The organism is Syntrophomonas sp. DTU019 (assembly GCA_913757435.1).
Classification (GTDB): Bacteria; Bacillota; Syntrophomonadia; order Syntrophomonadales; family Syntrophomonadaceae; genus DTU019.
The window spans coordinates 225,654-246,728 of the sequence record CAJYDM010000004.1 but is presented as its reverse complement, the minus strand read 5'-3'; the positions used below and the strand labels follow the sequence as shown (position 1 = coordinate 246,728).

Below are 21,075 nucleotides of genomic sequence, written 5' to 3'. Positions count from 1 at the left end.
ATTGTGAGGATTATTATAGATGAAAAACCGGTTGAGGTGGAACCAGGGATCACGATTCTGGAGGCTGCCCGGCAAAACGACATTGATATCCCCACCCTTTGCTACCATGAGGCCTTTGGCGGGCAGGGCATGTGCCGCATGTGCATGGTAGAGGTCAAGAACGGGGCCACCAGCCGTCTGGTAGCCTCCTGCACCTACCCGATCAGCGAAGAGATTGAGGTCAGCACTTCAACCCCGGCTATTGCAAGAATCCGCCGTAATATTATCGGGCTCTTATATCGCAGAGCGCCTAATAGCGAATTTATGCAACTACTGCGTGAACAGTATAAATGTCCCGAGGTTAGGCTTGATGTGAATCAGGAAGAAAACTGCATTCTGTGCCGGCTGTGCGTCAAGGCCTGTGAAGAAATGGGCTCCAGTGCCATAGCGGCAGTGTTTCGCGGCACTGACAAGCGCATCGGCACTCCTTACGATGATGCCGCCACAGCCTGTATCGGCTGCGGAGCTTGTGCCCAGATATGCCCCACTGGAGCAATAGCTATGACTGAAAGTGAGGATCGCCGGACCATCTGGAATAAAGACTTTGCCTTGGTGCGCTGCCAGAGATGCGGACAGCCGGTGGGCACCCCGGAGCAGTTGGAGTACATTGCCTCTAAAAGCGGATTGGCGCTTGAATTCGGGCTTTGCCAGGAATGTCGCAGAAAGCAGGCTGCGGTAAAGGTTAGTGGATATCACCGCTAGATTGACCGCAGGTGGGACTGCAATATCTGACAGGGTAGGTGCCAGAACATTATGCTGCCGCATAACCCAAGCATGGAAAGATATCACCGGCAGATCATACTGCCGGAAATCGGCATCGAAGGACAGAAAAAGCTAGAGGACTCAGCCGTTTTTGTCAAAGCGCAGTCGGTTGAGTCCTGCGCTCTTTTGCTCTATTATCTGGCGGCCGCTGGAATAGGCATCCTCAATTGCGACTTTGCTGAAGAGCACGGTCTGTCCTCCTTGATCAAGCAGATTGGAGCTTTAAACTCCGGGGTTAAGATTCAAGCAGTACCAGCGGGGTTGAAAAACCTGCCCGGAGATGCCGCAGTCAGGGTTGTTCAGGGAAGCCCTCAGTATCTGGCTCAAAGCCATGATCAGCCCAACGGTCAATGGATGCCCCTTATCATAGCAGCTAACCGAGGCTGGCAGGGCTGGTTTCAGGTTATAAAACGCCCTGATGATCAGGGAGCGGTCCTTCCCAGACCGGACCACCAGACGTCAATAGGCCATAATATGCCTGATGGCGGTGCAGAATCGACCTTTTCCTCGAATTTGCTGGGGGCTCTGGCAGCAGTGGAAGTTGTGAAAATTCTGCTCGGTTTGGAGAACTGCACTGCGTATGGGTTGGAGTTTGACCTGTTTACTATGAGGTTTGCCCGCTATGAGGGCAGAAAAGCCTGCCCCATCAGCATCGCGTCCCCCTTCCTTAGCACTGAAATCCCCGGAGCATCCCCTGGCTATATCACAACAGCTGATACCCACCAGCTGGCGCAGAGCCAGGTTGTGGTGGTGGGCAGCGGAGGTTTGGGATCACCAGTGCTCTACACTCTGGCCCAAGCAGGTGTGGGAACCATTGCCCTGGTGGATTATGACCGGGTGGATATCTCCAACCTTAACCGTCAGATATTACACAGCGAAACCCGTCTGGGATTACCCAAGATAGACTCCGCAGAGATATTTCTGCGCGAGCTGAACCCTGACCTTAATCTGATAAAGCACAATACCAGTTTGACTAAAGACAATGCCCTGGATATCATATCTGCTTGCGATGTGCTAGTCGACTGTGTCGACAACCTGTCTACCCGATACCTGATCAATGAGGCCTGTGCACTGCTTAATAAGCCCCTGGTTGAAGCCGGGGTAAACGGTTTCGAGGGCATCGCCACAACCATTATGGCTGCCCGCAGCACCTGCTACCAGTGCCTGTTCCCGGCCCGGTCAGCACTCGACTGCAATGCCAAATACGGGCCTGAGGGCATTCTGGGCCCGGTTGCAGGTGTGCTGGGAACCATCCAGGGTTGTGAGGCCTGCAAATGCCTTACCAAAACAGGCACCATACTGTTTGACTCGATATTGGCTTATGATGCCCTGGAAGCCCAATTCGAGATATTCCACACCGAAAAAGATCCTGATTGCCCCATATGCGCAAAACGATAGTTCGCCAAAGCCCAGAGTTTTTACGACCAGGAAGACTGGACGTAGAAGTCATTCAATCCCCCTGATCGTTCCTGATAAGGGCAGAATTGAGCTGGGCGGGAAGGATTGGACCGGGCGCACCGGACGGATCAGCTATATGCAGCAAAAGGATCTGCTTGTGTCGCATAAGAACATTCTCGACAATGTCGCATCCAGAGTCGGACGGTCGTATACTTGAACCAAAGGAGTAAGGAAGCATGATCAGAGTGTTTGTATACGGCACCTTGATGAGAGGGGGCTGCTATCATAAAGAATTCCTTGGAATACATAAGTTCCTGGGCAGGGGTCTAATTACCGGTTACGCCCTTTACAATCTGGGCGGTTATCCTGGAATTATTCCTGAGCCAGGGGAACAGGTAAAAGGGGAGATATTTGGCATAGACCGGAAGGCTTTGCGTAGGATCGATGTCCTGGAGGATAAGGGTTCACTTTATGATCGCAAACGGATATCGATCCTCACCGAGGATGGCAAGACTACCCGGGCTTATGTATATGTTTGGAAAGGTCCGGTAAATAGACAGAACAAGGTGCCTTTTGAAGCGCAGCCCTGGCGCGGGCAGTGAATACAATTATAAAAACAGCGCTAAATAGTCGAGCCAGCAGAATCCTCCATGGATTCTGCTGGCTTTATATATAGTATTGAGATCTGGAATTGAGTGCCAATTTATTAAAACATCTGCCGAAAGCCAGAAATTTCGGTTAATATTAAATTAACGTCCAGACATATTCTAAAGCCGAGGAATAATATTTATAACATACCTGTTTGTAATGATACTATTAGGAGGACTTGGCATGGAAGAGGCATACAGCGGGTTCACTGATAGGTCAGTGAATGGCGACCCTTTGATCATAGTGGGATCTGGCAATGTGGCTTATAACCTTTATAAATTTGCTGCAGCACTGAGCTATAGCATTACTATGATAGATAATGATCCTGAGTCATTGAACCGGGAGAGGTTCCCTGACGCCGATGACCTGCTTATTGGCGACATCGTTGAACTTCTTAAGAAATGCCACATTACCTCTTCCACCAGCATAGTCCTGCTCAGCCACCACCATGAATTCGATAAAGACGCCCTGCTGGCGGTTATCGATTCTACAGCCCGTTATATAGGGATTATGGGCAACAAGAGAAAGGTCACCGCATACTTCAGTGCTCTGGAAGCACAGGGTACAGACAGGCACTCATTCGATAAGGTGCACATCCCCATCGGCCTTGATCTGGGGGGAGACATGCCGGCAGAAATCGCCCTGGCAGCCATAGCCGAGATTCAGGCTGTCAAATACGGACGTTCCGGCGGATTTGTTACTATAAAGCAACCTAGCGGAGAGTTCACAAAATATGATCAGTTGTTTTAAACTGCCTTGACTTACCAGCGTTTTCTCCTGATGCCGTGCGATACAGGTTGGGGGCCTGTGCGAACACCGGGTTTATGAGTTAGTCCCGGGAATGATATTGGTTATCGGGAAGGAACATCACACCTCCGCTTTCACACCTCTTCAACCGACACTCTATGTTTGACATCATTTTTCAGCAGCTTATATAAGACAGTAGCCAATGGCACACCGAGCAGTATTCCCAAGGGGCCGCCCAGACCGCCTCCTACAATTGCTGCCAGCAGCACCCAAATACCGGGGAGTCCCAGACTATCTCCAACCACCCGGGGATAGATTAGGTTGTTTTCCAGCTGCTGCAGGATTACCAAGAATACCAGAAACCATAAGGCCTTAAGCGGTGAGACCATGAGCAGAACTAGAAAAGCTATCAGGCCACCTACATAGGTGCCGATAATCGGCACCAGCGCGGTGACACCGATCAGAGTGCCGATCATCAGTGGATAATCGAAACTGAAAATGAGCATACCGATGAAAGTGAGCACGCCTAGAATAACCGCCTCAGTCAGTTGACCGTACACATATTTGTCAAAGGTGTCCACAGTGATCTGGTACACATAACGAGCTTTTTCATATATCTGGTGAGGCAGATAGGCCTGGCTTACAGCACGGCAATTGCCCAGAATACTCTCCCGGCTGGCTAACAGGTAAATGGAGAAAATCATAGCCAAAACCAGGTTGGCCAGAAAACCGAATATACCGGCTGTCACACCGATTATACCGGCAAAAAGGCCGCCCAGATTGGCAGTATACTGATTTAAGAACTGGTAGAGGCGATCAGTCAGGTCAGACAGATCGACATGGGTAATCTGCAGCAGATTGGCGGCCTGGTTCAGCATGCCCTGGGTGTTTTCCAGATACGATCCGATATTTGAAGCAAATAGACGTACACTCTCGATCAATTGGGGGATAATGAAGAGCATCAGAATAACAATTACCAGCATAGCCAGAAAATAGGTTTTGAGCACCGCCAAGCCTCGAATTATAGCGGGTTTGCAATTTTTAAGGACCGTATTTCTCATAATCCGTTCGATATATTGACACGGCTTGTGCAGGATAAAGGCAATAGCTATGCCGATGAACAGAGATTTGAATAAACCCACGAACCGCCCCAGGGCCTGCATTATAGGACCGAAATTGATCACCACCAGTATTAACACGGCTGCATAAGCGATTAAGAGCATCAAGTCTCTTTTAGTTTTTATGTTGATGAGAAACCTCTCCTTTTTCTATGCAATTCTCTAACACCTTACACATTCCTTATTTTCCCACAAATCTGTTATTTCACACAACAAATAGGACGGCTCCGGCCATATTGTTGTTCCGGTAACCATCCTCAGGCATTGTGCTTAATTATGATTGATTTAATACTTCAATGGTCTGAATCTACCCGTCCAGGTTTATATTTACCTTTAAGATCTCATGTTTACCCCCGATTACCGTTCATATGCTGCTGGACTAATACATCTCCCCCTGGTAACTACGGTCGAACCAGTTCCATAATCTGACCTCTCCTAAGCCGGGTGAATGCACGAAATCCAATTCCTGAAGCTTGAACAGTTCCCGACTGGGGCCGGTGACCACCACCCCGTAAACGTTTACGCCATTGGATTGTATATATTCGTATCTTGCGGGGAGCTGCAAGAAATCTGCTTCACCGCGAAAAATACGCTTGGCTATGGCTTCATTCTGAATGAGAAACTGCATTGATTTCAGCAAGTGGTTCTCTAGGACTGCGGCATCATCCTTTATGGTGGCATTACCCGCCAGAATATTGCGCGAGTTTTCAGGCAGACCCCAAACCCCATGGAAAGCGGACAAAGGAGCCCTGCGGTCATGATTGTACTGCGGATTAACTTCCAGGCCTGTAGATACGGCATACCAGGTGATATCCATATCGTAATCAGCCCAAATATGCCTGATCTCATCGATGGTAAAGGTGCGATTGAATGACAGTGACATTTCAGCCACAGTTCCCTCCGGCAAGGCCTGCAAGGCTTCCCAGACGGGTTGGGCATTATTTCTGAGGTGTATTCTGGTCTCAGTAAATTCAATATTATCCAATTGTTCAGGATGGATAAAAAAGAGGTAGTCTTGGAAGCTGCCATCCTGCCACTGCCAATTCACGTTCATAGCCGACAATAGCTGGTTAATGTTGAGATGCCCTATGCCATAATCCTTTTTGCCTATCCGCTTGTGCATGGCATAATTGCTCTGGGCTACAAAATACGGTTTGATTTCAAGACTGCTATGCCCCCAACCGGCACCGGTGAGACCCACCGGGAAAGGGGAACTGGGTGCCGGTACGGTTACATTGGGAAAGGTGAATTCGGTCAACAGAGCAGCCGTTTTCTGTGTTTTGAAAAGCCGTGAATCCTCTTCTCCCCAGGTATAATACAAACTCGACAATATTACTCCGGCAGTATTTAAAAATATGAAAAGGATCAATAGAAAAATGGCTATGCTGAACCGGTTTTTGTATTTGGCCCGGCGCAAAATATTTTGCTGCCGCTTGTCATCCAGCCCAGTGGCTTGGTTGCCACCATTTCGACTGGTCAAACGGACTGCTCTCTCAATGCGGTCCATTTCTTCATCTATTAAACCCCGACAATCTGCACATTGTGCCAGATGAGACTCGACAGCTTCCTCCTCGGCTGCGGTGATACTCCCCGCCAAATAGCGGTTTCTGATACTTCGAAATTGCTCACAATTCATCTTTCATCACCTCGTTGATGACCTTTCTGGCCCGGTAAAGGGTCACCTTCACGTTGGCCAAACTTAAGCCCAATATATCGGCTATCTCCTGATAGGAGAAACCGTAGTAATCCCTGAGTATCAAAGACTGACGACATTTTTCACCCAGATTACTGGTGGCGGCCAGCCATGATCGAATTTGCTCCCTTTGCAGGTACTCAGCCTCAGGTCCATTATCAGTAGTCTGGCTCACCTGCGCTAGCAAGTGGGGATCAGTTTGGATCTGCCGACTCTCACGGCGGTACCAATCGATGTAAGCGTTATGCGCTGTTTTGAAAAGCCAGGGGCGCGCCCTCTCCCCGCTATAACTTTCCAGACCGTCGTAGGCTCGCACAAAGGTTTCCTGAACGAGATCCTCTGCGGTTTGGGGGTGATGACAGAGTTTGAGCAAATAATGATAGATGTCATTCATATAAGCCATATATAAGGCTTCCAAAGAATCACCTTTCATCATCACCCTCCCTCACTAGAACAACGCTTAAGGATATCAAAAAGTTACAATTTTGTTAGACAAATATATTGATTTTGCAGATTGAAGGTCTTTTTAAGCCATTCCTCGATCGGTGCCGATATTCCTCCCCCTTATTAAACCAGAAGGCTTGTCGCTGTTCCGGCATGCTTCGGTAAAGACTGGCAGGGCAAGGAAGCAAACCTGTCAAAAAACCCAGCATGGCTTGCTTACCTTTCTACAGGTCCATTTCTAACTTAACTGCTCTTTGAATACCATAGATGATAAGGAGGGGGAGCAATGCTTTATACCGTTCAAACTGGCGACATCTTGAGCTTGATTGCCAGACGATCCAACAATACTGTTGAAGCCATAATGGTTTTATCGCTCGCCGTGGCAAATGAGGAAATAAACTTCATATAGTTTTCAAAACGCCGGAGTAGAAAGGCAGTTCTGTCGTCCCAAAACGAGTTTTTGGGACAACAGAACTGCCCTCTCTAACCCAGAAACATCCATTCTAGCCCAGTGTATTGTCCAAAAACATCATTACCACAAAACCTATGAGCAAGGCATGTGTGGCGAGTTTGGAATGGCCATCATGATTCTGGCTCTCAGGTATGATTTCGTGGCTGATTACGAAAAGCATGGCTCCAGCAGCAAAAGCCAGGGCAAAGGGAAGCAGTGGCGTGGCGATGTGAACCAGCCCTATTCCTATAAGCCCTCCAATAGGCTCTACCAAACCAGTAGCCAGAGCAACCAGAAAGGCTGTAAGAGCCGAGTATTTTTCCCTCACCAGGGGAAGAGCCACTGCCAGCCCTTCCGGCAGGTTTTGCAGACCGATGCCTATGGCAAGACTCAAGCCATTTATGACATCTCCGTCCCCAAAGCCAACCCCAACCGCCATTCCTTCCGGAAAGTTGTGTATGGTAATGGCAATAACGAAAAGCCATACCTTGCGAAGGCCTGGACTTAAGCTAGGATTAAAGGGTAGTCTGCACCTTACCTGGTTTTCATCATAGTATTTTCCGTTAACCGCATTGGATATAAGATTAGTATCGGGGAAGAATTTATCCACAAAATCGACGAATGCTCCTCCACATAAAATGCCGATCAAGGCCATGGTGGCTCCTTGTAAACCGCCGCCGCCTTTTTCGATAGCCGGTACTATCAAGCTAAAAGATGTGGCCGCCAGCATTACTCCGGCTGCGAAACCCAATAGATAATCCAAGTGCCTTCTGGCAATATTACGAGTGAAGAAAATGGGGATAGACCCCACTCCTGTGGCCATTCCCGCAGCCAGGCTGGCAGCCATCCCGAGCCAGATCAAATTGAGCTGCATCAAGTATTCGACCATCTAGAACCCTCATTTATTACTCATAATTTCTATAATATGAATAGGCGCTAATATAGTTACCAGGCAGCAAAGGGGCTAGAGACGGGTTGGTGAAGAATGCCAGAAACATGTGCAGAGTAAGAAAAAAGCACAAAAACCGTTTTCAGGTCATATCCTAAAAACGGTTTATGGCAGATATTGGGGTGGGTTCCCGTGACTTAATTAGGCAAGTCATAGGAGGTGTGGGGCTGTGCTCAAAAGGAGTTATTTGGCAAATACATGTCTGCCTATGGTTTTGGTAATGGGCCTGCTCCATATCCACTTATTGGTAGCGGTAACCGGATTCCAGTAATAAATAGCACCTCCACTGGGATCCCATCCGCGCAAGGCGGCTTCAGCGGCTTGATAAGAGCTGTTATCTGGCTTCAGATAAAACTGTCCATCGCTGACCGCGGTGAAGGCCCCAGGCTGGAAAATGACCTCATTGAGGGTCTTCCCGAATCCATTGGATTCCAGGCGGTTAATAGCAACAGCAGCCACTGCGACCTTGCCCTCATACGGTTCTCCCCGGGCTTCACCATGTATGAGGCGGGCCAGGTTTTCTAAATCTCGGCTGGAAAACGATGCAGAGCGTGACGGTGCGGGGGGTTGTATTTGCTGAGGAACAGGGTTGGCTTGAACGGGTTTACTTACTTCGGCAATAATCACGTCAGCAGTCTGTTTCCCAACCAATCCATCGTCTGGCAAGCCATGATGGGATTGAAACTGTTTTACTGCAGCCATAGTCTGAGGACCGAATATACCGTCTATATTTCCTGGGCTAAAGCCCAAGTAGGAAAGGTCCTTTTGTAATAGCTGTACATCATAACCCTCATCAGATGGTGCCAGAGTCCTCTCGCCCAGGTATGTAGCCTGAAATCCCCACGCAGGAATGACCGTGGAAAAGAGGAAAAGGGTAAGGATCATGATGATGCTCTTGGTGCGTTTTCGAATAAGATCTACCTCCTTGGTAATTTTAAGATTTATCTTTTTCATTCTAAAAACCACGCCTTATCAAGTATGGTTGTAATTATAAAAATCTATACGTGGGGCGGCAAAGCTTGTACCATGCTGAAAATCGGGAACTCTTGGGATAAACGGGCATAAACTTGGGAACTTATAAGGATGTCCAAAAATGCTACAAATCCCACAATGATGGTAAGTTGTAGCATATCCGAGTTTCCTGGCGCTACGAGCCAATATGCAACGAATGTATAATTATACCAAAGAGGCCCATGGTTTATCATCGATACGGGTTTGTTCATATGAACTTAACTAAAGGGATATCGGTACATTGCTGCAGTTGTTATATAATGGAATGAATAACTCACATGCCAGTAATTTTACAAGTTTAGGATGACACCGATAAGACACCGTCAGGTGTCAGTGGAAGTTGCATCCAAATCGGATAATAGCGTTGTCGGTAAAGATGTCGGGTCACCCTGCATACGGCCGTTATTTTATAGCAAACTAGTCGGAGAATGGAAATTATTCTGCCCCTAAGCGGGGCAGTAATTATATTATGTGGAGGAATCAATGAAAGCTCATAGCACCAGTATTGAAGAGGTATTAAAACACCTGAAGGTGAGCGCCGAGCGGGGTCTGGCAACTGAGGAGGCCTCGCGGCGCCTGGAAGAATTCGGACCTAACCAGCTCAAGGCCAAACCAAAACGCAGCCTTATAAAGCGTTTTTTGGATCAATTCCGAGACTTCATGATCATTATACTTATCATTGCCGCCGCAGTTTCGTTCGTAGTAGCGATATATGAAGGTACTGGCTTATTTGAACCGGTACTTATTATCTTCATCGTAGTGCTCAATGCCATCATGGGAGTGGTTCAGGAAAGCAAAGCCGAACAGGCCTTAGAGGCCTTACAAGAACTCTCTGCCCCTCAGGCTCGGGTTATCCGCGATGGCCGAGATGTCATCATTGAGGCTTCACAGCTGGTGCCCGGGGATATTATCAAATTGGAAGCGGGCGATTTTATTCCTGCCGATGCCCGCATCATCGAAAGTGCCAGCTTGAAATCGGAAGAGGCGGCCCTAACCGGCGAATCGGTGCCCAGCGAGAAGGATGCCCGGGCTGGAGTTGAGCCCGATGCCCCATTGGGGGACCGTGTCAACATGCTTTATTCGGGCTGCAGCGTTACCTACGGCACCGGCCGGGCGGTCGTGACCGCCACCGGGATGCAGACCGAAATGGGCAAAATCGCTGACTTGCTTGAATCGGAAGGTGATGGGGAGACTCCTCTGCAGCATAAATTGCATGTACTCGGTAAATACCTGGGCTTTTTAGCTCTAGGAATATGTGCCATCATTTTTGCTATCGGGCTATGGGATGGCATGCCCATCATGGAGATATTTATGATAGCCGTAGCCCTGGCAGTTTCAGCTATTCCCGAAGGCCTGCCGGCTATCGTCACAATTGTGCTGGCCATCGGGGTGCAGCGTATGGCCCGTCGCAATGCCATTATCAGGAAGTTATCAGCGGTGGAAACCCTGGGCAGCGCTTCGGTAATTTGTTCTGACAAAACCGGCACCCTGACCCAGAACCAAATGACCCTGGTCAAGGCCTACGATGGTGAAAGCTCTGTTTTGGAGGATATCCACACCAATAACTCAGCCCCGATAAAGAAGTTGCTAATGTACGCTGCGCTGTGCAGCGATGGGGTGGTGGAATTCGAAAACGGCCAAGAAAAGCATATCGGCGACCCTACAGAAACCTCCATCGTCCTGGCAGCCCACAAAAATGGTATGCCTAAAGAGGATTTGAACCGGACTTACCCCCGACTGGCCGAATTGCCCTTCGACTCCGATCGCAAGTTGATGAGCACTGTCAATCTTATCGGCGGGAGTCGTGTGGTCATTGTTAAAGGCGCTTTCGATGTTCTGGCAGGCAAATGTATCTCCGGGCAGATCGAAGCAGGCCGTCATCATACCGAAGAGATGAGTCGACAGGCTTTAAGGGTTTTGGCGGTAGCATCCAAAGAAATAAATAACGTACCGCAAAATCCCAGTAGTGAAGAACTGGAGCGTGATCTCCACTTCATGGGGGTGGTGGGGATGATCGACCCGCCTCGCCTTGAGGCCCGGGATGCGGTAGCAGTATGCCGCGGAGCGGGCATCAAGCCGATCATGATCACCGGCGACCATGTGGTGACAGCGGCGGCCATCGCCCGGGAGCTGGGCATCATGGAGCCCGGCGATGACGCCATCACCGGAAGCGAACTGACCGCCATGGATGAGGATGAGCTGCAGAAACGGGTCAGCCGCATCTCGGTTTATGCCCGGGTAGCACCTGAAGACAAAATTCGTATAGTCAAAGCATGGCAGAAGCAGGGGGCAGTAGTCTCCATGACCGGCGACGGGGTCAATGATGCTCCGGCCCTAAAAGCTGCCGATATCGGATGCGCTATGGGTATCACTGGCACCGATGTGGCCAAAGGCGCCTCAGACATGGTCTTAACCGATGATAACTTCGCCACCATAGTGGATGCGGTCCGTGAGGGTCGGGCCATATTCGACAACATCAAAAAAACCGTGGGTTTTCTTTTGGGAACCAATATCGGTGAGGTATTGACCGTCTTTATCGCTATGCTCCTGTGGAAGACTTCACCACTGTTAGCTGTGCACCTGTTGTGGATTAATCTGGTGACTGACAGCCTGCCTGCGGTGGCTTTAGGAATGGAAGCGGTGGAAAACGATGTGATGCAGCGCAAGCCCAAACCCAGGGGTGAAAGCATCTTCGCCCAGGGTCTGGGTTTGAGGGTGGGACTGCAGGGGGCTATGTTTGCCATCCTTACCCTGATCGGGTTCAATATGGGGTGGAATAGCACCGGGGAGATCGAAGCTGGCCGCACTATGGCGTTCCTGGTCCTGGCCTTATCGCAGGTCTGCCATGCTTTCAATATGCGTTCCAATCATTCCCTGTTGACCATTGGCTTCTTCACCAACAAATACCTCAATGGTGCCGCCTTCCTCTCAATCGTTTTGGTCGCTCTGGTGGCCTTAATACCAGCAGTGGCCAACGCTTTTGGATTGGTTCCGCTTAATTCTGATCTATATCTTCTGGCTGCAGGGCTGGCTGTGGTTCCCATACTAGTCCTGGAAATCTCCAAGGCATTAGGACTGGTGAAGCATCAGAGCGCGGAATAAAGCTGTCTGTAATTCGTTTTTATAGAAGATTTTGACAGGTCGCTTAACGCATATAAATGGAGCTATCGAGACTTAAACGGATTAGGTAAAAGAAATGAATATACAAAGATAACTTGGTCTACTTTGTTAAGAATTGTTGGAATTGTGCAGGAAAACTCTTAGTCTAACTAGAATACTTGATATGGAAAATATTATCTAGAATTTAACACTAAAACTCCGAGCTTATTTAACGCATATAAATGGAGCTATCGAGACTTAAACGGATTAGGTAAAAGAAATGAATATACAAAGATAACTTGGTCTACTTTGTTAAAAATTGTTGGAATTGTGCAGGAAAACTCTTAGTCTAACTAGAATACTTGATATGGAAAATATTATCTAGAATTTAACACTAAAACTCCGAGCTTATTCGCCTAAATCAAAAAGACATGGGAAATAGGCCGATAGGGTAGAACGGGAAACGGTTCTGCCTCCCTTCTGGAAAGGAGTATTATTACGCTATCTTAGTAGGTGCTAAAACCGTTATCGGTGTTCCTGCTATTTATAGCTTTTATGGAAAACCTCCTGTCCGTGCAGGGGGTTTTTGTTGATTAAGTTAGTTCTTTTACTTATTTTTCCTTCAGTTTTTGCTATTAAGTGAATGGGGGTTGGGTTAGTTACGCCATAACCGGACACTGATATTTTGATGAAGGCATTTTGTAAAAAAAGGGGTGGAGGATGAATGAGTACTGCAAATAAAATATGGAAAAACCCTGTTTCGTTAATTTTTATAGGGCTGTTAGTCGTTGGTTTGGTGAGTTTACTGGCACCCGACCCCGCTTATGCCGCCGGTGGCAATATTACCATATCGGGGCCGGGGCTGAATAACCCTGATGGCGTAACCATTACCCAGGAGCAGCTTCAGGGTGAAGTACCAATATATGATGATTATTGTTTAGAGCAGCAGGATATTATTTTCAGCACCATTAACACCTGGCCTACCAAGAGCTGGTACAGGGGGCAAGGTGTAACACTGCAAGAGCTGCTTGATGTGGCTGGAGGAATTAATGACCAGGCTACTCTGATAAAGATTAGTTCAGGAGACGGCTTTGAAGCTACCTTTACCATACAGGATCTCTTGGGCGAACCCCGGTATTGCTTCCCTAATTTCATGGATAGTGGCTTGGCTGGTCATCTCATAGGTGATGCCTCAGATGCTGAACAGGTGCCAGCTATTATTGCCCACCGGAGTATTTCCTCCAATGATTACCAAGTGATTACAGATGCGGACAATTTCAGCCGGGCTGACGCCAATCTTTTCTTATACGGGCAGCGAACAGTAAACCAGCAGACCAATGCCAGGTTTGCCAAATACGTAACAAAGATTGAAGTACTTACTGATAGCGTACTTCAATGGGCTCCCCCCACTGCGTCAGTAGCGCCCGGTGAGGTTCCGGCAGGTACCCTGGTGAAACTGTACAGTACTGATAATGATGAAGACAAGGTTCACTATACCTTGGATGACAGTGACCCAACCATAGAAAGCCCAATGTTCAACTTGGTCGCTTATCGCTGGTGGTCTTCAAGAGCGGATGATTTGGATGAAATAAACCGCCCTATTGAGATAACAGATAATACCACCATTAAGGCCATTGTAATCGGTCCTGGCCGGGCCGATAGTGAAATTGCCACTTTCGAGTATTTTATACCTCTTACTATCAGTAAGGACAACCTGGTTAATGCTATCCTCAACCAGGCTTATGCCGGTCATAGCTTCACGGCAGCAGGCGGTATAGAGCCGTATAGCTTTGCTATTACGGAGGGTTCACTGCCCGAAGGTATGATTCTGAAGGGAGCAACTCTGGAAGGCACACCTACCCAAAGCGGTACTTTTACCTTTACGATGACAGTAACCGATAGTGATGGGAATACCGACAGTTTTACTTTTACTCTGCTGGTTACTGAAGCCCATACTCCTCCAACCTTGACCGCTGATAATTCAGACAACACCGTGGGTAATGACATAGAACTGACTTTTGCTGATAATGAATCATGGCGTCAGGCCATTACCGGAGTGACGGTAAATGGAAGCCCTATTACCGGCAAATACAGCATCGGTCCTGGTGTAATAACTATTAATTTTGGGGTATTCACCAGCAAGGGCGACTACACCATAATCGTTATTGCCACTGGTTATCTGGATGCCGTGGTTACGCAGAAGATTACCAGTAGTGGTGATACCAAACCACCTGACGGGAAAATTGTATTAACCATATCCGGGGATGGGGTAACCAATCCGCAGGGGTTTACCCAGTCCCAGTTGGAAGCTATGCCCCAGTACCAGGAGGTTTACAGTAGTATTAACACCTGGCCCTCCAAGCGATGGTATGTGGGGAAAGGGGTTAAACTGAGTGATTTGTTCGATACAGTAGGGATAAAAGGAAGCGCACAGCAGATCAGGTTTATGTCCAGTGATGGCTATTACACGACATTTACGGTTCAGGAACTGCTGAGGGATGAGCGTTATCGCTTTCCCAACTTCAAAAGCGGTGATGACGATGCCGACGGGCATATTCCAGGTTCTGCCGCAGGCGCGACACCAGTCGAGCCCATGCTGGCTTTGCTCAGCGCAGATGGTACTAATGACCCGAGCTATATGAACGACAGCAACGCATTGCTCTTGATGCTGGGCCAGCGAGCGGTTACCGAGCAAACCGGGCCGCTGTTTGTAAAATACGTATCTGAAATAAAAGTACTCACCGATTTCCCAGAATCTTGGGCCAAGCCCACCGCCAATCCGAGCCCCGGAAACGTACCGGCAGGAACGGAGGTAGAACTGCATAGTCCATATGATGATGAAGATAAGGTCCACTATACCATTGATGGCAGCATCCCCGATCTGAATAGTCCGATTTATAACGTGGTAGCCAAACGGTGGTGGAGTTCTAGGGGCAAGGATGCTGTTAAAGAAATCAATAAGCCCATAGTGGTGACTGAAGATACTACCATAAAAGCTATCACCATAGGTCCCGGTAAGTTGAACAGCGCTGTGGCCGAATTTACCTATAAGGTTACAGGAACGGTAAATACCAGCGATAAGATAAAACCCGATGAAGGGGGAACGGTAAGCCTGGGAGAGGAAGCCGTCATTGAGATTCCCGGCGGAGCCTTAACTGGTAGTAGTCCAGTAGAAGTGAAAATAGAACGGGTGAGTGAGCCTCCGGCTGCACCTTTTGGATTTAAAATTCTTGGCAGAGTATATGAGTTTAGTATAGACGGAGAGGGTAATTACAGCTTTAATAAACCGGTTACCATCAAGCTGACATTCGATTCAGAAAAGTTGGCCTCTGATGAAACCCCGACTATCCACTATTATGACCAGAAAGGAAAGAAGTGGATCGATATTGGTGGCAAGGTAGCCGGTAATACCATAAGTGTTGAGGTGGATCACTTTACTATGTTTGCCATAATGGTGGCCGGTGACCCAGTAGTGACTAAATTAATTAAACCGAGTGACGGAGGTATTGTGAAACTCGCAGAAGAAGCCGTCATTGAAATTCCTGCCGGAGCATTGAACGGAACCTGCTCAGTGGAAGTGAAAATAGAGCGGGTGAGTAAACCGCCTGTTGCACCGGACGGTTTTAAGGTGATTTCCGCGGTATATGAATTCAGTGTGGACGGCCGAAGCAAATATGACTTTGGTAAACCGGTAACGCTTAAGCTTGCATTCGATACTGAAAAGGTCAGTTCTAAGAGTACCCCAGCTATTTACTACTATGATGAAGACCAGAAAAGATGGGTCGACATCGGCGGCAAGGTGTCGAAAAATACCATCACTGTGCAAGTGAGCCACTTTACGAAATTTACCGTAATGGCAGCAGATACGGTTCAGGTTGCATTAACCGATATTGGCGGTCACTGGGCGGAAGGCAATATAAAACAATTAGTTGCGCTCGGGGCTATAGGCGGTTATCCTGATGGAACCTTTAAGCCGGACAATAGCATTACCAGGGCGGAATTCGCTTCAATACTAGTGAAAGCATTCAGACTGGAATCCCATAGTGGGGAAGGCTTTGCTGACACTGCCGGCCACTGGGCTGAGGAGGCCATATCTACTGCTGCATATCACGGTGTAGTAGAGGGCTATGGCGATAACAGATTCGGCCCCGATGAATATATTACTCGCGAGCAAATGGCTCACATGATAGTGAAGGCGGCTAAGTTTTCTCCGGTAATGGAACAATTGTCATTTAAAGACCAAAGCAGTATCTCACCTTGGGCTAGAGGATCTTTAGCAACAGCAGTGAAGAACGGAATTATCAAGGGATATCCTGATAACACGGTGCGGCCCCAGGGAAATGCCACCCGGGCTGAGGCAGTCACGGTTTTCATCAACGCTTTATAGGCTTAACCGAGAAACAGACACCTAAACAGGTAATTTGAAAATTGTAAGGTTGAACATAGTAACCGCGGCACTACAATCCAGCAATACTAATGGAACTGTTTCAGCCTTATAACCACGGGGTGCCTACGGGCATAGGCCAATCGGGGTCGGCAGCCCGAAGGCGGGAGAGAGAGAATGATTGTGAATGATACCGGTTTAACCAAGACCAGAATCAAGCTCTTGGTAATTGCCCCGCTGCTATTAATATTATTTTTGATTGCCTTAGTTTTGATGAATTGTCCTACAGCCGAAGCTGCAGGCACCATTGAGATCAGTGGAGAGGGTGTGGCTAACCCGCTCACTCTGTCAATGAGTCAAATCGAAGCGATGCAGCAGTATGAGCACATCTATAGTGTGATCAATACCTGGCCTACCAAGCGCTGGTATATGGCCCGAGGGGTTAAGTTAAGGGAATTGCTCGATCAGGCTGGGATAAAGGAGGACGCCACACTGGTCAAGTTCATATCCAGTGATGGTTATGAGGTGACTCTCACCGTCAAAGAACTATTACAAGACAAACGTTACTATTTTCCAGGTTTAAAGGATAATCATCCTACTGACGGGAGTATTCCCGGATCTCCACGGGACGCTGAAGAGGTAGAACCCATTCTGGCTCTGGTCAGTGCCGAGGGCAGTGATGACCCGTCTGCCATGAACGATCGAGACGCATTACTGCTTGTATTAGGGCAGCGGGCAGTCACTGAACAGACTAACCATCTTTTTTTAAAGTACATAAGCAGGATCGAGGTGTTTACTACTACTCCCGAAAAATGGGAAAGCCCCAAAGCCAATATACCAAGTGGAACAGTTTTGCCGGTAGGAACCCAGATCGAACTGAGCAATAAGAATAACAACGAGGATAAGATTTACTACACTACTGATGGCAGCACTCCGACCATCAATAGTCCTATGTTCAACTGGAGTTCCAGTCGCTGGTGGGATCAGCACGGTGATGTCAAAGGTGTCAATAAACCCATTGAAGTAAAAGAAGACACTATCATTAAAATGATAACCATTGGACCCGGCAAGCTGGACAGCGAAGTGGTTACATTTAAATTCACCGCTGATATGAGCGGCAAGGCGGTAGATCCGACCAAAGTTCCGGGTGGTCCGCCTACCGGAATTTCCCTTGATAGGAATAGAATCGATTTACCGGTTGGAAGCACATTTCGGTTGGAGGCGACAGTGACTCCCTTCAATGCCACCAATCAGGATTTGATCTGGAGTTCCAGTGATACCAGAGTCGCCACCGTAGACAATCGCGGTCTGGTTACAGTGGTTGGCCCGGGAACGGCTGTCATTACTGTTACTACAGTGGATGGCAATTACACTGCTTACTGTGTTGTGAACGGACCGGACGAGGAGCAAGCTGAGGAAGATACTCCAGCAGCAAATAGTACCGAGCCCAAACCCCCGGAGCCTTCTAATGATAAGCTCCCACAACCGGAGCCCAATGCAGAGATCGGCTCTGCTCCTAATCCTGATGCCTCCACGGAGGCAACCCTTCCTCCCCAGTCATCGATACCGGAAGAGCGAGCCCAAATCCTAGCTAATATTAAGGACCTGGCTATAGATTCTAATCTGGATACTGCCTCCCAGCCGATCATGGATAATCAGCAGCTGTTTGAAATGTCAGCCGATACCATACCTCTGCCGCTAACAGAAGCCCAGGATCGGATGAAGATTTACTCCGCCATAATGCTCACGATGTGCTTGCTTTCAGGAGCTGGCAATAAATATGTGCAATATACGAAGGAGCGATTATAGAACATGACTATCTTACTGCCGTTAAAGGATATGATGCATGCCATTTCATCCGGTTTATTAATACCTACCATTGCCGTACTGTTATTCATGTTAGCTTTATCATTGATGGAATTGGGCGGTCTCTTAGTAGAAGCCTTGACCGAACGGCGCCAGATGAAGGTCAATTTGCCCGAGTTGATCAATACATTTCAGGAAAAAGATGTTGCAGAAATCATTAAACAGGTTGAAGGCATTCGGTTATTCCGACGCCAAAAGGCTGCCATCAGCGAATTGATCCAAAATAAAGATTTGCCGTCTGCTTCAATGCAGGCTTTGGCGCGTCGGCTGTTGACTAGCGAAGAATTGAATTATGTACGAATCACTAATCGAACTGATCTGGTAACCCGACTCGGTCCTATGTTGGGGTTAATGGCAACTTTGATTCCACTAGGACCAGGTTTGATAGCTCTGGGTGAGGGCGATCCCAGAATACTGGCCGATTCACTGCTTACTGCCTTTGATGCTACAGTAACCGGTTTGGCTGCCGGAGGTATTGCTTTTGCTGTCTCCCGGTATCGCAAAAGATGGTATGAAGATTATTTGAGTACCTTGGAAGCCATAATGGAAAGTCTAACGGAGGTGTTGGAACGTGCGCGGAGGATTGAGGAGAAATAGCCGCTGGAGGCAAGAAGAAGTAAATCCTCTGGAGGGCGCCATCAATATTGTTGATGCCATGCTGGTTTTTGCCTGTGGTTTGATGCTGGCCCTGGCTATTAACTGGAACGTTGATTTTGGTGTGGGGCAGAGAGTTAACCTGGAACAAGGCCGGGAGATGACCGATGCCCCAGAGATACGTGAAGATCTGATCAAAACTCAGGGCCAGGGCGAGGTCTACGAGAGAATGGGCACGGTTTACAGAGACCCCGCAACCGGAAAGTTATTCATGCTGACCGAATAACAGGCATATTGGAAAAATGCATCATACAGTTGACTTTATCAAGACTCAGGTAAGAAAGGAGGTGTTTGTAATATGCCAACCAGAGCAAAAAGGAGTTTCTTTGGTTTTACTATTGCCCTACTGAGTATTCTGTTGCTGGCTGCTAGTATTTGTCTTGCATCACCAAACGAAGTATTAGCTGCATCAGATGCTCTGGAAATCACCGGAGATGGGGTGGAAAAGCCATTAGTATTAAGCCTGGATCAACTTAGGCAAATGGAGCAGCATCAGTATGTATATAGCTGCATAAACACCTGGCCTACTAAAAAGTGGTATGTAGGAGAGGGTGTCAAACTGCATGAACTGCTAAACCAGGCAGGTATACGTGATGAGGCTACTTTGCTTAGATTCACCTCTGCCGATGGTTATACCGTCACCATCACGGTCAAAGAACTATTCGAGGATAAGCGTTATCGTTTCCCGAATTTCAAAACTGGTGGTGATGCTGATGGGCATTCGCCCGGCAACCCCTCGGGGAAGGTGGAGGTAGAACCAATTGTCGGCTTGATCAGTGTAGAAGGAAGCGATAATCCCAAATATATGAACGATTTGAACTCCCTCTTACTGATGCTGGGTCAGCGCACGGTTACTGAGCAGACCGGAAATTTGTTTGTAAAGTATCTCAGTAAAATTGAGGTCTTAACCACCCCGCCCGAAAAGTGGGATGCTCCTCAGGCCAACCCGGTTGGCGGCACAGTTCCTCCAGGAACTATGGTGGCTTTGAGCAATATTCATAGTGATGATGATAAGATCCATTACACCATTGATGGCAGCATCCCAACAATGAACAGCCCTATATATAACTGGATCGCCAGCCGGTGGTGGACAGCCCGGGCTGATGTTTTGGGTAATATCAACCGCCCTATAGGGCCTATCACTGAAAACGTAACCATCAAGGCTGTTACCATTGGTCCCGGGAAGTTGGATAGCGATGTGGTCACCTTTGAATATCGGATTGCTGACGGGTCATCAGGTAGTCTACCACTGATGATTAAGCTTGCCATTGGTGCAAAAGCAGCTAGTGTTAACGACACCCCCTATATCCTGGAAGCTGAGCCGTTCATCAACGCTGAAGCCGGTCGTACACTGGTACCGGTGCGTTTCGTAGGTGAAGCCTTAGGTGCTAAAGTTGGTTGGAACCCTGAAAGCAGACAGGTAACCATTACTTATGGTGATAAGGTAATTATCCTTACTATTGATTCCAACCAGGTTCAGGTCAACGGTGAAAAACAGACTATTGACTGTGCTCCTGAGATTCTGCCACCTGGTCGTACTTTTGTTCCCCTGCGGTTTATAAGTGAGACTCTGGAAGCGGAGGTGGTATATGACCCCAATGGTGGTCAGATAACTATTACCCGATAAAAAAATATTGCTCCGAGCTTGTGATGCCTAAGGTTGATACTATGGTTCTCAGGCCGTTAGGGTTCACCTGGAAACGAGTGTGCCTCCCCTGTTGGAAAGGAGTCATAACGGATAGTAGCGTCCGGCTGATTTCTTTGCAGTCGGATTTTTTATTCACAACTAAAAGGCAGCAACAGGTTTTGAGC

The 21,075-nt window shown here is 48.1% G+C and carries 16 protein-coding genes and 2 riboswitches; of the genes, 11 read left to right on the top strand and 5 right to left on the bottom strand.

The genetic code is table 11. The features are described 5' to 3' along the window. The first annotated feature begins 3 nt into the window (after window positions 1-3). The 4 genes from AC15IQ_RS11740 to AC15IQ_RS11725 all read left to right on the top strand — a co-directional run bounded on the left by AC15IQ_RS11740 (window position 4) and on the right by AC15IQ_RS11725 (window position 3,597). Window positions 4-741, top strand: a complete 738-nt coding sequence (locus AC15IQ_RS11740) for a 2Fe-2S iron-sulfur cluster-binding protein (protein ID WP_483179342.1) — start codon at window positions 4-6, stop codon at window positions 739-741. Window positions 742-813: 72 nt separating this feature from the next. Then, complete coding sequence (locus AC15IQ_RS11735) at window positions 814-2,199, top strand: ThiF family adenylyltransferase (RefSeq protein ID WP_483179341.1); 1,386 nt, start codon at window positions 814-816, stop codon at window positions 2,197-2,199. A gap of 236 nt (window positions 2,200-2,435) precedes the next feature. Then, window positions 2,436-2,801: a gamma-glutamylcyclotransferase family protein gene (locus AC15IQ_RS11730; RefSeq protein ID WP_483179340.1), complete on the top strand. Its 366-nt coding sequence runs from the start codon at window positions 2,436-2,438 to the stop codon at window positions 2,799-2,801. Between the two features lie 229 nt (window positions 2,802-3,030). Next, window positions 3,031-3,597 carry an XdhC family protein gene (locus AC15IQ_RS11725; protein WP_483179339.1) on the top strand — a complete coding sequence of 189 codons (567 nt, stop codon included), beginning with the start codon at window positions 3,031-3,033 and terminating at the stop codon, window positions 3,595-3,597. Between the two features lie 131 nt (window positions 3,598-3,728). On the opposite strand, the gene AC15IQ_RS11720 is transcribed toward AC15IQ_RS11725, so the two are convergent. The 3 genes from AC15IQ_RS11720 to AC15IQ_RS11710 all read right to left on the bottom strand — a co-directional run bounded on the left by AC15IQ_RS11720 (window position 3,729) and on the right by AC15IQ_RS11710 (window position 6,841). Then, window positions 3,729-4,817: an AI-2E family transporter gene (locus tag AC15IQ_RS11720; protein ID WP_483179338.1), complete on the bottom strand. Its 1,089-nt coding sequence runs from the start codon at window positions 4,815-4,817 to the stop codon at window positions 3,729-3,731. A gap of 274 nt (window positions 4,818-5,091) precedes the next feature. After that, window positions 5,092-6,348, bottom strand: a complete 1,257-nt coding sequence (locus AC15IQ_RS11715; RefSeq protein ID WP_483179337.1) for an anti sigma factor C-terminal domain-containing protein — start codon at window positions 6,346-6,348, stop codon at window positions 5,092-5,094. Continuing rightward, window positions 6,338-6,841 (bottom strand): sigma-70 family RNA polymerase sigma factor, encoded by a 504-nt coding sequence (locus AC15IQ_RS11710; protein ID WP_483179336.1) that lies wholly within the window; start codon window positions 6,839-6,841, stop codon window positions 6,338-6,340. Before AC15IQ_RS11710 ends, AC15IQ_RS11715 begins: the two co-directional genes overlap by 11 nt. Window positions 6,842-7,135: 294 nt before the next feature. On the opposite strand from AC15IQ_RS11710, the gene AC15IQ_RS11705 reads away from it, so the two are divergent. Next, window positions 7,136-7,258, top strand: coding sequence for a LysM peptidoglycan-binding domain-containing protein (locus AC15IQ_RS11705; RefSeq protein WP_483179335.1), 123 nt, complete (start codon window positions 7,136-7,138; stop codon window positions 7,256-7,258). A 94-nt stretch (window positions 7,259-7,352) separates the two neighbouring features. Here AC15IQ_RS11705 and AC15IQ_RS11700 read toward each other — a convergent pair whose 3' ends face one another. Both AC15IQ_RS11700 and sleB read right to left on the bottom strand, forming a co-directional pair. Next, on the bottom strand, window positions 7,353-8,189 hold the full coding sequence (locus AC15IQ_RS11700) for a ZIP family metal transporter (protein ID WP_483179334.1): 837 nt from the start codon (window positions 8,187-8,189) through the stop codon (window positions 7,353-7,355). A gap of 243 nt (window positions 8,190-8,432) precedes the next feature. Then, a complete protein-coding gene (gene sleB, locus AC15IQ_RS11695) occupies window positions 8,433-9,203 on the bottom strand; it encodes a spore cortex-lytic enzyme (protein WP_483179333.1) in 771 nt (256 codons plus the stop codon). Between the two features lie 540 nt (window positions 9,204-9,743). On the opposite strand from sleB, the gene AC15IQ_RS11690 reads away from it, so the two are divergent. From AC15IQ_RS11690 to AC15IQ_RS11665, 6 genes are all read left to right on the top strand, one after another. Continuing rightward, window positions 9,744-12,362: a calcium-translocating P-type ATPase, PMCA-type gene (locus AC15IQ_RS11690; RefSeq protein WP_483179332.1), complete on the top strand. Its 2,619-nt coding sequence runs from the start codon at window positions 9,744-9,746 to the stop codon at window positions 12,360-12,362. A gap of 385 nt (window positions 12,363-12,747) precedes the next feature. Beyond that, window positions 12,748-12,866: riboswitch (molybdenum cofactor riboswitch) on the top strand. Between the two features lie 289 nt (window positions 12,867-13,155). After that, complete coding sequence (locus tag AC15IQ_RS11685) at window positions 13,156-16,746, top strand: S-layer homology domain-containing protein (protein WP_483179331.1); 3,591 nt, start codon at window positions 13,156-13,158, stop codon at window positions 16,744-16,746. Between the two features lie 174 nt (window positions 16,747-16,920). Beyond that, window positions 16,921-18,552 carry an FN3 associated domain-containing protein gene (locus AC15IQ_RS11680; RefSeq protein WP_483179330.1) on the top strand — a complete coding sequence of 544 codons (1,632 nt, stop codon included), beginning with the start codon at window positions 16,921-16,923 and terminating at the stop codon, window positions 18,550-18,552. A 3-nt stretch (window positions 18,553-18,555) separates the two neighbouring features. After that, window positions 18,556-19,206, top strand: coding sequence for a MotA/TolQ/ExbB proton channel family protein (locus tag AC15IQ_RS11675; protein WP_483179329.1), 651 nt, complete (start codon window positions 18,556-18,558; stop codon window positions 19,204-19,206). Beyond that, on the top strand, window positions 19,181-19,489 hold the full coding sequence (locus AC15IQ_RS11670; protein WP_483179328.1) for a DUF2149 domain-containing protein: 309 nt from the start codon (window positions 19,181-19,183) through the stop codon (window positions 19,487-19,489). Before AC15IQ_RS11675 ends, AC15IQ_RS11670 begins: the two co-directional genes overlap by 26 nt. A gap of 72 nt (window positions 19,490-19,561) precedes the next feature. Next, window positions 19,562-20,890: a stalk domain-containing protein gene (locus AC15IQ_RS11665; RefSeq protein WP_483179327.1), complete on the top strand. Its 1,329-nt coding sequence runs from the start codon at window positions 19,562-19,564 to the stop codon at window positions 20,888-20,890. After that, a riboswitch (molybdenum cofactor riboswitch) is annotated at window positions 20,889-21,009 on the top strand. It overlaps the preceding gene by 2 nt. The last annotated feature ends 66 nt before the right edge of the window (window positions 21,010-21,075 follow it).